The 14035-nt window shown below is 62.8% G+C and carries 14 protein-coding genes and 1 other RNA gene; 9 read left to right on the top strand and 6 right to left on the bottom strand.

The window, feature by feature from the left end; all coding sequences use genetic code 11:
• Positions 1–37: 37 nt before the first annotated feature.
• The 4 genes from chrA to ssrA form a co-directional block, all read right to left on the bottom strand.
• A complete protein-coding gene (chrA, locus tag AB2B41_RS04285; protein ID WP_367876506.1) occupies positions 38–1285 on the bottom strand; it encodes a chromate efflux transporter in 1248 nt (415 codons plus the stop codon).
• Positions 1282–2094, bottom strand: coding sequence for a chromate resistance protein ChrB domain-containing protein (locus AB2B41_RS04290; protein WP_367876507.1), 813 nt, complete (start codon positions 2092–2094; stop codon positions 1282–1284). Before AB2B41_RS04290 ends, chrA begins: the two co-directional genes overlap by 4 nt.
• Before the next feature lie 122 nt (positions 2095–2216).
• Positions 2217–4343 carry an ATP-binding protein gene (locus AB2B41_RS04295; RefSeq protein ID WP_367876508.1) on the bottom strand — a complete coding sequence of 709 codons (2127 nt, stop codon included), beginning with the start codon at positions 4341–4343 and terminating at the stop codon, positions 2217–2219.
• 212 nt (positions 4344–4555) lie between these two features.
• Positions 4556–4904, bottom strand: a transfer-messenger RNA (tmRNA) gene (gene ssrA, locus AB2B41_RS04300).
• A gap of 192 nt (positions 4905–5096) precedes the next feature.
• On the opposite strand from ssrA, the gene AB2B41_RS04305 reads away from it, so the two are divergent.
• Positions 5097–5573: a hypothetical protein gene (locus tag AB2B41_RS04305; protein WP_367876509.1), complete on the top strand. Its 477-nt coding sequence runs from the start codon at positions 5097–5099 to the stop codon at positions 5571–5573.
• A 3-nt stretch (positions 5574–5576) separates the two neighbouring features.
• Here AB2B41_RS04305 and AB2B41_RS04310 read toward each other — a convergent pair whose 3' ends face one another.
• Positions 5577–5930, bottom strand: coding sequence for a DUF4345 family protein (locus AB2B41_RS04310; protein ID WP_367876510.1), 354 nt, complete (start codon positions 5928–5930; stop codon positions 5577–5579).
• A 61-nt stretch (positions 5931–5991) separates the two neighbouring features.
• Entirely contained in the window at positions 5992–6738 is a 747-nt protein-coding gene (locus tag AB2B41_RS04315) for a FadR/GntR family transcriptional regulator (RefSeq protein ID WP_367876511.1), read from the bottom strand.
• Between the two features lie 79 nt (positions 6739–6817).
• Here AB2B41_RS04315 and AB2B41_RS04320 point away from each other — a divergent pair, with 79 nt between their 5' ends.
• The 8 genes from AB2B41_RS04320 (at position 6818) to AB2B41_RS04355 (ending at position 14024) form a co-directional block, all read left to right on the top strand.
• On the top strand, positions 6818–7600 hold the full coding sequence (locus tag AB2B41_RS04320; RefSeq protein WP_367876512.1) for a DUF2182 domain-containing protein: 783 nt from the start codon (positions 6818–6820) through the stop codon (positions 7598–7600).
• A gap of 18 nt (positions 7601–7618) precedes the next feature.
• Positions 7619–8326 carry a DUF1326 domain-containing protein gene (locus tag AB2B41_RS04325; RefSeq protein ID WP_367876513.1) on the top strand — a complete coding sequence of 236 codons (708 nt, stop codon included), beginning with the start codon at positions 7619–7621 and terminating at the stop codon, positions 8324–8326.
• Complete coding sequence (locus AB2B41_RS04330; protein ID WP_367876514.1) at positions 8323–8844, top strand: DinB family protein; 522 nt, start codon at positions 8323–8325, stop codon at positions 8842–8844. Before AB2B41_RS04325 ends, AB2B41_RS04330 begins: the two co-directional genes overlap by 4 nt.
• Positions 8835–9938, top strand: a complete 1104-nt coding sequence (locus AB2B41_RS04335; protein WP_367876515.1) for a dimethylsulfoniopropionate demethylase — start codon at positions 8835–8837, stop codon at positions 9936–9938. The genes AB2B41_RS04330 and AB2B41_RS04335 overlap by 10 nt, the downstream gene beginning before the upstream one ends.
• A 103-nt stretch (positions 9939–10041) precedes the next feature.
• On the top strand, positions 10042–11025 hold the full coding sequence (acuI, locus tag AB2B41_RS04340) for an acryloyl-CoA reductase (protein ID WP_367876516.1): 984 nt from the start codon (positions 10042–10044) through the stop codon (positions 11023–11025).
• Positions 11022–11513 carry a hypothetical protein gene (locus tag AB2B41_RS04345; protein ID WP_367876517.1) on the top strand — a complete coding sequence of 164 codons (492 nt, stop codon included), beginning with the start codon at positions 11022–11024 and terminating at the stop codon, positions 11511–11513. Before acuI ends, AB2B41_RS04345 begins: the two co-directional genes overlap by 4 nt.
• Positions 11514–11573: 60 nt before the next feature.
• Positions 11574–11990 (top strand): HIT family protein, encoded by a 417-nt coding sequence (locus AB2B41_RS04350; RefSeq protein ID WP_367876518.1) that lies wholly within the window; start codon positions 11574–11576, stop codon positions 11988–11990.
• Positions 11991–12173: 183 nt separating this feature from the next.
• The gene (locus AB2B41_RS04355; RefSeq protein WP_367876519.1) at positions 12174–14024 is read left to right on the top strand and encodes a BCCT family transporter; all 1851 of its coding nucleotides are present in this window, start codon (positions 12174–12176) and stop codon (positions 14022–14024) included.
• The last annotated feature ends 11 nt before the right edge of the window (positions 14025–14035 follow it).

Here is a 14035-nt window from a genome sequence, read left to right on the forward strand (position 1 = left end):
ATACCCCTTTTGGACCAAAGCGAAAGGGGGGGCGCGCTCAAACAGCCGAAAGTGCAAGCGCGGCAAGGGCGCAGAACACCATGGTGGCAACAAATCCGCGCCTCAGCATCAGCATGAGCCCTGCGGCAAGGGCCGTCAGCACCGCGGCAATGGGATCGAAGCTGCCGAAATCCGGAAGGGGCATCGCAAGAAGCGCCTCCGGTGTGACCTCCGTGAACAGCACGTGCAGCGCGAACCACAGCGACAGATTGGCGATCACGCCCACAACAGCGGCGGTAATGGCCCAGAGTGCACCTGCGAGGCGCGGTTGTGCCGAAATCCGCTCAAGGTAAGGCCCGGCAAGGAAGATCCACAGAAAACACGGCGTGAAAGTCACCCAAAGCGCCACGATCCCGGCGGCCAGCGCCCCGGCAATCCCCGCCTGGGCAAACCCGGCGAGCAGGGCCACGAACTCCGTCACGAGGATCAGCGGCCCCGGCGTCGTTTCCGCCAACCCCAGCGCGTCGATCATCTGGTCCGTGGTGATCCAGCCGTAGTCCTGCACCACCGTCTGCGTCATATAGGCCAGAACCGCATAGGCCCCGCCGAAGGTGACGACGGCCAACTTGGAAAAGAAGAGGCCAAGCTGCAGCAGAAAGTCCGCGCCTAACCCCCATAAAAGCAGCAGCGGCGCGGCCCAGAGCGCGGACCAGACTGCCAATGTGAGAAGGCTGTTCGCCCTGACATCTACCGCCGGGTCGTCCGGAGCCAAGGTGCCCCGAAAGGCGATCATCCCCCAGAGACCCGCCAGTAGGATGATCAGCGGGAAGGGCAGGCCAAGCACGAAGAGCGCCACGAACGACAGCCCCGCCAGCAGCCAGCCCTGAACACCGTGCAGCGCCTTGCGCGCGACCTTGCGCAGGGCCTGCAGGACGACGACGATCACCGCCGCCTTGATCCCGAGGAATGCCGATTGCACCAGCGGCACCTGCCCGTAGAAGGCGTAACCCAGCGCCAGCACCGCAATGACCAGCGCCCCCGGCAACACGAAGAGCAGGCCCGCCAGAAGGCCGCCCGCCACGCCGCGCAACCGCCAGCCGGCGTAGGTCGCCAGTTGCATGGCTTCCGGCCCCGGCAAGAGCATGCAAAGCGACAATGCGCGCAGATAGCTTGCCTCGCTCAGCCAGGGGCGTGTTTCGACCAGTTCCCGGTGCATCAGTGCGATCTGTGCGGCCGGGCCGCCGAAGGACAAGAGCCCGATGCGCCCGAAGACCCGGAAGAGGTCACCCCATCCCGGGGCCGTCATGCCCGGCCTCCGGGCCAGTCATGGCCTTCACCCTGTCCGTCGCGGGCCCAGCGAAAGAGTGCGTCGTAAAGGATCATGCCAGCTTCGAGCTGCTCCAAATCATCGCGATACTGCCGTGACAGCCCGACGGATATCGCCAGCAGGCCTGCGGCCTCGGCCACGTCCGCGTTGCGGTTGGTATCTGCCGCCCGCACCACTGTCGCCAGCCGGTCCAGTGCCTCGGTTCTCAGGCCGAACTCGTCCAGCATCGTGTCGAAGGTGCAGGCCTCGCCCCGGTGCGACCAGAACACGTCCTCCACATCGAAGGGCTGCGCGCCAAAGCGCTCGGCAACGCCGATCACCTCACCCGGCGAGACGAAAAGGAAAGCGGCCCGCGCATCCACGAAGCGTCTGATCAGCCAGGGGCAGGCGATGCGGTCGATCTTGGGCCTATGTCGGGTGACCCAGAGTGTGCGACCCTCTATCGCACCGGGTATTGCGGCGGCAGGAATTCGGGGGCGCGAGGCATCGGAACGCCAGCCATAATTGCCCCCCTCCAGGTACTCGGCGGCGATGCCGTCCGCGCGCAACAAGGCCGCCGTTCCCTGGCTCAGCTTGATCCCTTTCTGACAGACGATCACGCAGGGACGGCCCTCAAGGCGCGCGCCGAGGCCGGAAAGATCGGTATGGGGGTGGCGAAACGCGCCGGGGATGAGAAAGGGATCGGCCTCGAAGTCGGGATCGATGGAGACATCCACGATGACCAGGCACTCCGGCGTACCGATCAGGCGGTTGAGTTGGGAACAGGTGATTTCGTTCGGGGCAGCCATGGCATGCATCCTTTGCTGGAAACATGCGAACCTTTGGCCTTGGCCTCACGGGGCGCTCGCGGATATCCCCTTGGGGCAAGGACACCATCGCGGGCGCTGTCTGTCAAGCGGTGCAGGAAGGGTCAGGCGACCATGGCCTCAACGACGTCCGCTTCTTCCTCGCTGAGCGGCGTGGCCTTGGGGCGGGGCAGGGTCATGGTGAAGGTGCTGCCTTCGCCCGGCACGCTTTCCACGTTCAGATCGCCACCGTGGGCACGCGCGATATCGCGCGAAATCGCGAGGCCCAGCCCGGTGCCGCCGTACTTTCGGCCCGAAGTCGAATCGACCTGGTGGAAGGCCTCGAAAACCTTGGCCAGATGCTCTTCGGGAATACCGATGCCGGTGTCCTTAACCGAGAAGAAGATATTCTCGTCATCCTGCGTCACGCGCACCGAGATCGTGCCGGTATCGGTGAACTTCGAGGCATTGCTGATAAGATTGATCATTACCTGCTGGATGCGCTTGGTGTCGGCATGCAGATCGCCGTCCTCCCGTTCTACGGTCAGGGCGAGGCCTTTCTGTTCGACCATCGGGCGCATCTGGTCGACGACCGGGTCGACGATACCGGCGGTCCGTACGTCTGCCATGTCCATCGACAGGGTGCCCGAGTCGATCTTGGCGAAGTCGAGAATCTCGCTGATCAGCGTGAAGAGATGATTGCCGGACCGCTCCAGCGCCTCCATCATCTTCGTGATTTGCCCGTTCACCGCCTCCAGTTTGGGCATGATCTTGTCCCGCGTCTCCGGGCTCTCGTCAATCTCCTCGATCAGCTTCTTGTAGACCGGCATGTTGGCGATGTTCTTGGCCAGTTGCGCATGGCCAAGGATCACCGTGAGCGGTGTGCGCAATTCGTGGCTGAGGACGCCCATGAAATCGGTCTTGGCCTTGTTTGCGGCCTCGGCAGCGATCTGTGCCTTCTTCAGGTCGGTGATGTCGATGCGCAGGCCGACGACGCTGCCGTCTTCCATCGGGCGGTCGTAGGCGCGGATTAGCCGACCGTCTGCCAGAACCTGTTCCTTGTCGGCCGACTTGATGTGCAGCCGCTTGGACCATTCATCGTACCATTCCTTCTCGCGTCCCACGGCATCGGGGATCAGGCCAGCTTCGAGGTTGGCCTTCACGATATCCTCGTAGCGTGCGCCGATGCGCACCATGCCCGAGCCGCCCGCGAGCTGCTTGTACTTGTTGTTGAAAGCGACCAGCCTGCGGTCCTTGTCAAACATGACAAAGCCATGGTCCAAGGCCTCGATCCCGGTTGAGAGCAGCTTTTCGGCCAGCCTGCGCCGGTCAAGAAGGCTCATCACGTACCACAGGGTGATCAGGCTCAGCGCAATCAGGAATCCCCGCTGGGCCCAGCCGATCAGGTAGTCGGGCCGGTGCAGCGGCCAGCCACCATTGGGCGTTGCCGCGAATTCCCAATGGCCAAAGGGAAAGTTGAAGGCCAACTCGATGGGTTGCCGGTCGAGAATCTGCGGATCCCCGAACAGAACCTCGTCGCGCGCAGGGTCCACGGGGCTGACCTCGCGGATCAGCAGGTCGTAGCGCCCTTCGAATTCGGGGATACCCACCTTTGCAAGGAAAGCGTCGTAGTCCAGCGTGATGGCAAGCACGCCCCAAAGCTGCTGTCGTCCCGCGTCGATCTCTGAGAAGATCGGCTTGAACATCTTCAGACCGCGTCCGCCGCCGGGCAGGTCCACCGGACCTGTGATCATGCCTTCCCCGGTTCTGAGCGATGTTGCCAGACGCGCACTATGGGTCTCGTCAGCGCGCAGGTCGGTGCCCAGAAGCTCTTCGTTCCCGCGCAGCGGAAAGACCATCTCGACGACCTGGCCGGGGGCGGCCGCCACCGCCTTGATCTCGGGATATTTCAACATGAACTCGGCGGACTTGACGTTGAAGTCCGTCCTGCTGATGTCGGGGTTCTCGGCAATCACCGTCGCAAGCGCGTTCATGTCGAGGATGCGCGCAAAGACGTCCTTCTCGATCCGCTCGCGCACTTCGATTACGTTGACGGTCGCGTCCAGCTTCAGATCGCGCACGTAGTTCTGATAGGAAAGGTCCTCGATCTTGTAGGAGATCGCGATCATCACCGCCGCCAGCATACCGACAAGCAGACCACGCCCCAAGAGCCGCCGCAGCTGGGTGTGCGGCGCGAAGGAAACCTGGGTGGTCAGGTTTCGGGGCGTCCTCGTCTTCTTGTGCCGTGTCACTCTGTGGCCTCGTTCGATCTTGCGAGGACCCTTATTCCCGATAAATTGGGATAAAATGCGGCGACATATGGACTTTTCTCGCAGCGGTAGAGGGAAATTGTGTTGCCGCGGGAAATACGCGGACACTTGCTTCGGCTGGATGTCGAAGGCGCGCGGGCCAGCCCTAGTCTGATGGCCGCGCCAGCAAGAAAATGGGTCGAATGTGAAAGGAAGATGCAGGTTTCTGTTGCCAGGTACCTGCGAACCCCGCCTAGAACTGCAAGGCCCTAGGACTTAAGGTTTCGGTGTTTCGGACTGCTTACGCAGCCAGAGCGACCGGTGCACGATTGTCGTTTGCAATTGTACAGTTTTCGCCGGTAACGGTGGCAGACAGCCGAGACAAAGCTAACACCTTTAGACGTTCGTCGATCCTGTTTCGGCCCCATGATCCCCAAACGAAGGATTTTGGTGGAGCCGCCGGGTACCGCCCCCGGGTCCGATCCGCTTATTACGAGCGCGTTTATGTCCATAGTCCCGAAGGACACTCCAGAAATAGCGAGCCGTCGCGCGCATTTCAAGTGGATCACCTGCAGCGTGACGAGAGCTTTCGACTCATGGGCATTCTTGCCTGTCGGGACGGATGGCGACTTTCCGCCGACGGCGGCACCTGAGCGTTGGGCAGGTCAGCAGCCGTTCCTCGATCGGCGGAACTATGCTATCTTGAGTTGAATTTTCACGAAGTCACTTTTCATCAAATGACTGGAGGGTCCCGAGATGGGCGACAAGCCGGAAGAGGAAGTGGTCAAGAAATTCGAACTCGAACTGGAGACCTTCGGCAAGCGCAACAAGCAGAAATTTTCGCTTATCGGTGATCTCAGCCTCTGCATGCGCACCTGCAAGACGCCGGAAGTCGATACGAGCCTGCGGGAGATGATGCGCAAGGCCGTGGCGGAACTGAACAAGGACATGCTGACAACCCAGCAGCGCATTCAGCAGCAGATCGAGCAGGCCGCGAAGAAGGCCGAGAAAGAGAAGAAGGCGGGAAACGCGAAAGCCGCGAAGAAGGCCAGCGAGGACGCGAAGCTGGCCAAGCAGACCAAGGCCAAGCTGAAGCTCAAGTTCGACAAGTTCTCGAAGAAATACCTGCCATCCGACAACACGTTCTTCCTCGAGTTTCAGCCCAAGACGAAGTCGGAGTTTCCCTTCTTCGACGTCAAGAAGTCATTCCTGTTCCTCGGCACCACCTTCTGAGGCTCAAAGATTGATCCCAAGCGCGATGGCGGCCACGGCAACCTCGCTGAAAAAGAAGATCCACTTCGTGCGCGTCTGTCCGTCCACGAGCAGCGAGGTCGCACGCCCCAGCGCGCCGCCACCCCAGATGAAGCCGATCATCGCGTAGGCGGCGGGCGTGGCCAGGATCAGCGCACCGACACCCGCCATGACGAAAAGCGCGCCAGAGGCCGCGCGCACCTCGGAGGTGCCCATGGTCGATCCGCCGTCTTCGAGGTCGACCTTGCGCATCGTATAGGCGGGCAGGAGCCACCCCAGCACGCCGAAGCCGATGGTGAGGAGGGCAAGGCCCCAGTTGATGTAGTCGATGATTGTCATGGTCTATCCCGCTTGCTGGCGACGCGGACCAACGCACAACCCTGAAGAAGGTTGCCGAACCTCAGGCCGATGCCTTGCCTTTTGCCGCCTTGCGCGCCGCGATAGCGTTCAGGGCCAGCTGCTGGGTCTCGCGCTCCAGCGCGCTCAGCCCCCTGGCGACACCGTCTGCGTCCTGTGTCTCCATGGCATCGGCGATGTCGGTGTGCATGGCGACGATCCGCGCGCGGTCGCGTGCGGTGAAGGTGATCATGTTCATCAGCGGCTGCATCGCCTCGACCGCGCCGGCAAGTTGGTAGGACATCACCGGATTACCGGCTCCGTCGACAAGGGCGCGGTGAAACGCCACGTCCGAGGCGCAGAAGGCCTCGTCGGTCAGGCCCGGCTGCGACTGGCGGTGGATCTCCGCGCGCATCGTCGCAAGATGGTCCGATGTCCGTCTTTGCGCGGACAGCGGGGCGCAGGCCCGTTCAAGCGCGTAGCGCGCCTCGCAAGCGGTCTCGAAGCTCACCGCGTTCATGCTCAGAAGCAGGGTCGAGGTGGTGATCTGCTGCGAATAGGCTTCCTCGAAGCTGATGCGGTTCACGAAGGCCCCGCCGGTGGCCCCCCGCTGGGTGCGGATGAGCGACTGTGCCGCCAGCCTTTTCAGCGCCTCGCGCACCGTGGGGCGGGAGACGTTGAACTGCTCGGCCAGCTCCGCCTCGGAGGGCAGGCGCTGATCCACGATCAACTCGCCCGCCACGATGGCATCGCGGATCGCACTGGCGATCTGCACCGGAAGATCAGCGGGTTTCTCAGGGTCGATTTTCATTTGTCATACATTTATTGTTTGCGAGGTTTTTTATTGTCTGACATTAAAAACGTAACAATGCGAGTCGGGGAGGGCTTTCATGAACGCTGTGCTGCGCACGTCGCTGTGGCTGGCCTTTTTCGGCCTGGTGCTCGCGGCTTGGGCGTGGATGTATTTCATGGCCACGGGCATGGGGCTTGATCTGATCGGGCGCCCCGGCGGCATGGCAGAGTCCATGCGCTGGATGGACCCGCGCATGGACATGAGAATGCCCATGGCCGAGTTCGGACCACTCTTCGTGATGTGGGGCGCGATGATGGCGGCCATGATGCTGCCCACGCTGGTGCCGACGCTGCGCAGCTACGAGGATCTGATGGTCAGCGCCAATGGTACGCGGGCCGGGTGGCTGGGCGTATTGCTGGGGTATTTCGTCGTCTGGCTCCTCTTTGCCGCGCTGATCGCCGGTGTGGAACTGGCGCTGCTTTTCGGTGGGGTCATCGACATGCTGGGCATCGCGAAATCGCGCTGGTTCGCCGCCGGACTTTTGCTTGCCGTCGGTCTCTTCCAGTTCACCCGCACCAAAGAGCTGTGCCACGGCGTCTGCCATTCTCCGATGACCTATTTCCTAGGGCATTGGCGCACCGGCTTTGCAGGTGGCCTCCGGATGGGGCTGGGCCTCGGGGCGTTCTGCGTCGGTTGTTGCTGGGGCTTCATGGCGCTCGGCTTTGCGGGTGGTGTGATGAACCTTGCCTGGATGGGGCTCGCCACCTTGTTTATGGTGGTGGAAAAGCTGCCGCAAATCGGACATTATGTCACAAAACCAATGGGTTTTGCCCTGATCGCGGGCAGTGCGCTCGTCGCGGGCTGGCCCCTGATAAATTGACCATCGCAGGAGGATGAGATGCCAGCAAAGAAAAGACCCGACGCGGACCGCCTGCCGATTTCGCAACGCATCGATCAACGTATGCCCAACCCGGGACGCCGTCAGCAGAACCCGACCACCTGGGCGATCAAGGGCGAGCTGTTCCTGAACTGCTCCTGCACCGTCTTCTGCCCCTGCGTGGTCAGCCTCGGGGCGCATCCCCCGACCGAAGGGCATTGTCACGCCTGGATGGCCATCGCCATCGACGAGGGTCACTTCGAGGGCGAGGACCTCGGCGGGCTCAACATCGGGCTTCTGGTCGATATCCCGGGGCGCATGGGCGAGGGGAACTGGAAGGTGGCCGCCTATGTCGACGAACGCGCGAGCGGCAAGGCCTATAACGGTATCCTGCAGATCTTCTCCGGTGCCGCAGGTGGTACAACCGGACTCTTTACCATGTTGGTGAGCGAGATCATCGGGGCGGAACGTGCGCCGGTGGAAATCATCCGCGACGGCAACAAGCGCTCGATCCAGATCGGGCGCAAGATACAGGGCGAGATCGAGATGATCGCGGGGAAGTCGCCCGATCATCCGGTGATGATCTCCAATTCCAAGTACTGGATGGGCCCCGACATCATCGCGGCACAGGGCACCAAGAGCCGGGTGCGCGACTATGGCCGTGTCTGGGACTTCGGCGGCAAGTCGGCCGAGATTTGCCCGATCGACTGGCAAGGTCCGCGTCCGTGATCGACCCCGCTTACGCGCAGGTCATGGCGCGGTACAACGCCTGGCAGAACCTGTCGCTTTACACCGCAGCCAGGAACCTCTCAGAGGAGGCGCGCCAACAGGACCGGGGCGCGTTCTTCGGCTCGATCGAGGGCACGCTGTGCCATCTTGCCTGGGGCGATCTGATGTGGATGTCACGCTTTGACGGCGGCCAGGGCGCGCGGGCGGGCGCATTCGGCCCCGAGACGGCATCCGCCTACAGCTGGGAGGAGCTTCTCACCCTGCGTCCCAAACTCGATGCGCGCATCGCCGCCTGGGCATGGTCGCTGTCGGACGATGACCTCGCTGGCGATCTGACGTGGTATTCGGCCGTGCTCAAACGCGAGTTGTCCAAGTCGAAAGCGCTCTGCGTGATGCATCTGTTCAACCACCAGACCCATCATCGCGGGCAGGTCCACGCCATGCTGACGGCGGCCGGCGCGCGTCCCGACGATACCGATCTTCCTTTCATGCCTGAAGAGGTCGCCGAATGGCCCTGATTTCCCCCTCCCGCCGCCTGCGCCGCACGCCCTTTTCCGAAGGCGTCGAGGCGGGAGGCGTTTCTGCTTACACCGTCTACAACCGGATGCTCTTGCCCACGGTCTTTCACAGCGTGGAAGAGGATTATCACCACCTGAAGTCCGCCGTGCAGGTCTGGGACGTGGCCTGTGAGCGGCAGGTGGAATTGCGCGGGCCGGATGCAGGCAAGCTGATGCAGATGCTGACCCCACGCGATCTGAGGTCGATGCTGCCGGGGCAGTGCTATTACGTGCCCATCGTCGATGAGACCGGGGGCATGCTGAACGATCCTGTCGCCGTGAAACTGGCCGAGGATCGCTGGTGGATCTCCATCGCCGACAGCGATCTTCTTTTCTGGGTCAAGGGGCTGGCCTACGGCTTTCGCCTTGACGTGCTGGTCGATGAGCCGGACGTCTCGCCCTTGGCGGTTCAGGGGCCGAAATCGGACGATCTCATGGCCCGCGTCTTTGGCGATGCGGTGCGCGACATCCGCTTTTTCCGTTACAAGATGCTCGATTTCCAGGGCCGCTCGCTCGCCGTGGCGCGCTCGGGCTACTCCCGCCAGGGCGGTTTCGAGATTTACCTCGAAGGCAGCGATCTGGGCATGCCGCTCTGGAATGCGCTCATGGAGGCGGGAAAGGATCTGGATGTCCGCGCGGGCTGTCCCAACGGGATCGAACGCGTTGAAGGGGGCCTGCTGAGCTACGGCAACGACATGACCGACAACAACACACCGCATGAATGCGGGCTGGGCAAGTTCTGCAACACCCAGACCGCCATCGGCTGTGTGGGACGCGACGCCCTGCTGCGGGTTGCACAGGAAGGCCCGGTGCGCCAGATACGCGCCATCGAGATTTTCGGCGACCGCGTGCCGGTCTGCGACCGCGCCTGGCCGCTTATGGCAGGCGACGTACAGGTCGGGCAGGTGACGAGCGCGGCATGGTCCCCTGACTTCAAGACCAATGTCGCCATCGGTATGGTGCGCATGACGCATTGGGACGAGGGCACCGATCTGGACGTGGTCCTTCCCGGCGAGGTGCGCGCGGCGCAGGTGTCGGAGACCTTTTGGGCGTAGCGCCCGTTTGAAAAGCGGGGAAATTTCGGAGGCGCTGCCCCCGGACCCCCGGGACTTTATTTGGCCAGAAAGAGGGGCGAATGGCCCCGGAGAGGAGTGAGCGATGTTTAATGCACTGGTGGTACGCAAGGACGACGAGGGCAAGACCTCGGCAGCGGTCGAGCAATTGTCGGAAGACGATCTGCCGAATGCGGAGGTGACGGTGGCGGTCGACTACTCCACGGTCAACTACAAGGACGGGCTTTGCATCGGGCCAGGCGGCGGGCTGGTGCGCAATTATCCGCATGTGCCGGGTATCGATTTTGCCGGGACGGTCGAGACCTCGGACGATGACCGCTACAAGCCCGGTGACAAGGTGGTGCTGACCGGCTGGCGCGTGGGCGAGGCCCATTGGGGCGGCTATTCCCAAAAGGCGCGGGTTCGGGCCGACTGGCTGGTACCGCTGCCCGAAGGGCTGGACACGCGACAGGCGATGGCGGTGGGCACCGCCGGTTTCACCGCGATGTTGGCGGTCATGGCGTTGGAGGATCACGGGATCAAGAAGGGACCGGTGCTGGTGACGGGGGCCGCGGGCGGCGTGGGCTCGGTCGCGACGGCGATCCTGGCCAATCTGGGTTATCAGGTCGCCGCGGTAACGGGGCGGCCCGAGACGGCGGACTACCTCAAGGACCTTGGTGCCACGCAGATCGTCGCGCGCGAAGAGATCAACGAAACGGTCAAGAAGCCGCTCGAGGGCGAGACCTGGGGGGGCTGCGTGGACGCGGTGGGCGGCGCCATGCTGGCCCGCGTGCTGGGCCAGATGGAATACGGGGCGAGCGTCGCCGCCGTTGGCCTTGCCGGTGGTGCGGCTTTGCCTGCGACCGTCATTCCGTTCCTTTTGCGCGGTGTGAACCTGTTGGGCATCGACAGCGTCATGCAGCCCTACGACAACCGCCTGCGCGCCTGGGAGCGGATCGCCAAGGATCTGCCGATGAACAAGCTGGAGGCCATGGTACAGCCCGCGACGCTGGGCGATCTGCCCAAGCTGGGCACGGATATCCTCAAGGGTCAGGTCAAGGGCCGCGTCGTCGTCGACGTGAACGCATGATCGCGCGCGCCTGTGCGGTCCCCCGAGACGCGCTCTTGCACGTCTACGTGGATCGCGCAGGCACCTACACCGATTGCTTCGAGGTCATGCATCCACTGGAGGCGGACCTCGAGGACTTTATCACGGCCTTCTACACCACCTGGCTTTTCCGGCTGGAGCGCGCGGTGCTGACTGTCGCTCTGCGCCGCCGCATCCGTGACGCGGAGGCTACCGCCCTTGGGCGAGGGGAGGCCGAGCGCTTTGCCGCCTGGACGGTCGAGGCACGCGCGCCCGGGCAAATCCTTCTGTGCGACAACACGGGCGGTACGCGGTCCTACCTTGCCGTAGCGCCAAAGGAGGGCGGGACGACACGTCTATTGTTCGGTTCCGCTGTCGTAGGACGCGAGACGGGCAAGCTGCCTGTGCTTGTCCGGTTGCTGATGCCGCTGCACGTGCTCTATTCAAAATTCCTGCTGCGCCTTGCGGAACGCAGGATGCGCCGAAGCTGACCCTCGACCCGGGCCAGAGCAGCGCTTAGAAAGGCGCAAACCGGAACGAAGGACACCGATATGCCTGCCTACGATGACCAGAACATCTTTGCCAAGATACTGCGCGGCGAAATTCCCAATGTGACCGTCTACGAGGACGACGACACGCTCTGCTTCATGGACATCTTCCCGCGTACGGACGGCCATTGCCTTGTCATTCCCAAGACGCCTTGCCGCAACATGCTCGATGCCACGCCTGAACAGCTGGCCGCCTGCATGAAGACCGTGAACAAGGTGGCGAATGCGGCGATGAAGGCCTTCGATGCCGATGGGATCACGCTGTTCCAGTTCAACGAAGGGGCAGGGGGGCAGGAAGTCTTTCACCTGCATTTCCACATCCACCCGCGCCACGAGGGTCTGGGCATGCGCCCACCGGGCCAGCAGGGCGACATGGAGGCGATAAAGCGTCACGCGGAGGCGATTCGCGCCGCGCTTTGAACGGCTTCCCATCGCGACACCCAGTAAAATGAGTGCAGTTGCACCAACTGTCAGAGGCTCAATAACGGCGCGAAAAGTCGCGAACTGACTACAACTTGGTGCTTGCGGTACTCGACCGACCCCAAACGTGTTAAGCTCCCTGCGTCGGCCAACAAGAAGCCGGCGCAAACAGGGACAACACTCATGTCAATCAAACCTCCTCTGATGCATTTGCCGATCAAGACGGCGGACAGCGGATTTTACAAAGGGTTCACCAAGGACGTTGCGATAACGGCGAAGATCCTGGTCGGTGGTCTCATCATCTGGGCCGTCGCTTTCCCGAATCAGGCCGGAACGGTGCTGTCGGGGATCAACGGGATCATCCTCGCCACCTTCAATTACTGGTACGTCTACGTGATGGCCTTCTTCGTGGCCGTCTGCCTCTTCCTCGCGGTTCTGCCTGCCTCTGGCAGGCTGAAGCTGGGGCACGAGGACGACGTGCCGGAATTCTCCAATTTCTCATGGTTCTCGATGATGTTCGGGGCCGGGATCGGTATCGGGATGCTGACCTTCGCCACGGCCGAGCCGATGTATCACTGGGGGGCGAACCCGCAGACCATTTCGGGTGAACTGGTGGGCAGCAGTGCCGAGAACGTGCGCGCGGCCTACGTCTGGTCCTTCACGCACTGGGGGCTGGCGGCGTGGGCGTCCTACGCCATCGTGGGTCTGAGCCTTGCCTATTTCGCCTATCGCCGCGATCTGCCACTGACCATCCGGTCGGCGCTGGCCCCGCTCTTCGGGCGTAACCTCTCCGGTGTTCTGGGACACGCGATTGACGTGGTGGCCGTTGTCGCCACCGTGCTGGGTGTCGCGCAGACGCTGGGCTTCGGGGTGGAGCAGTTCATCTCCGGCCTCAGCCGGATCGGCTTTGGCGACTGGCTTTATTCGGCGACCGCCGATGGCGGAACGAAACCCTCCACGATGGGCATCGTCTTCGCGCTTCTCGTGATCATGGGGGCCTCGACCCTGTCGGCGCTGTCGGGTGTGGGCAAGGGCATCAAGTGGCTGTCGAACATCAACATGGGGCTGAGCTTCTTCCTGCTGGCCTTCTTCCTGATCTTCGGTTCGACCTTCTTCGGTCTTCAGGCGCTGTTCCTTGGCATCTGGGACTACCTGCTGTCGATCCCCGGCAACATCATGACGGTCTGGACGGCGACCCCGATGGAAAGCTTTACCGCTGCGGTGCCAGCTTCCATCCAGTCGCTCCCCGCAGAAGATCTTCAGGCGGTGTACGATTCCGCCACCAGCCCATGGGGCACGCTGCAGTCCTTCACCGAGGGTCTGCCGGCGACCGCCGCGTCGCTTCCGGGTGAGGACATCGCCGCCGCCTATGCCGCAGCCACCGATAGCCGCCTCAGCGGCTGGCAGGGGGCCTGGACGATCTTCTACTGGGCCTGGTGGATTGCATTCGCCCCCTTCGTGGGCGTTTTCCTGGCGCGCATCTCCAAGGGCCGCACGGTGCGTGAATACGTGCTGGGGGCCATCGTGATTCCTGCCTTCATGTGCTTTGTCTGGTTCGCGATCGTGGGTGGTACGGCCATCGACCTGGAGCTTAGCGGCGTGGCCGATGGGGCGATCACCGGGGCAGGCCAGTCCGACCAGCTTTTCGCGATGCTGGCGGTGATCCTGTCGGACAACCTCGCCTGGATCATGTCGGTGATCGTTGTGATCCTGCTGCTGACGTACCTGGTCACATCCGCGGACTCCGCCGTGCTGATCATCAACACGATCAACGCAGCCGGGGACGAAGGCCCCAAGGCGCGGCCCCATATCCTGTTCTGGGGTGCGGCGCTTGCCCTCGTCGTTGGGGGGCTGATCGTTGCCGGGGGACTGAGTGCCATTCAGACTGCCATGGTGATCGGTGCGCTGCCTTTCAGCCTTGTCATGGCGCTCATGGGTATCTCGGTGCTCAAGGCGATCTGGCGCGACAGCAAGCGGCAGAAGGCCGGTGTGCCCGCGACCAAGGCCGAGCTTGCCGGAGAGCCCGCCGAATAGGCCACGTTTTC

It is taken from the genome of Sulfitobacter sediminis (assembly GCF_040811725.1).
GTDB lineage: Bacteria > Pseudomonadota > Alphaproteobacteria > Rhodobacterales > Rhodobacteraceae > Sulfitobacter > Sulfitobacter sediminis.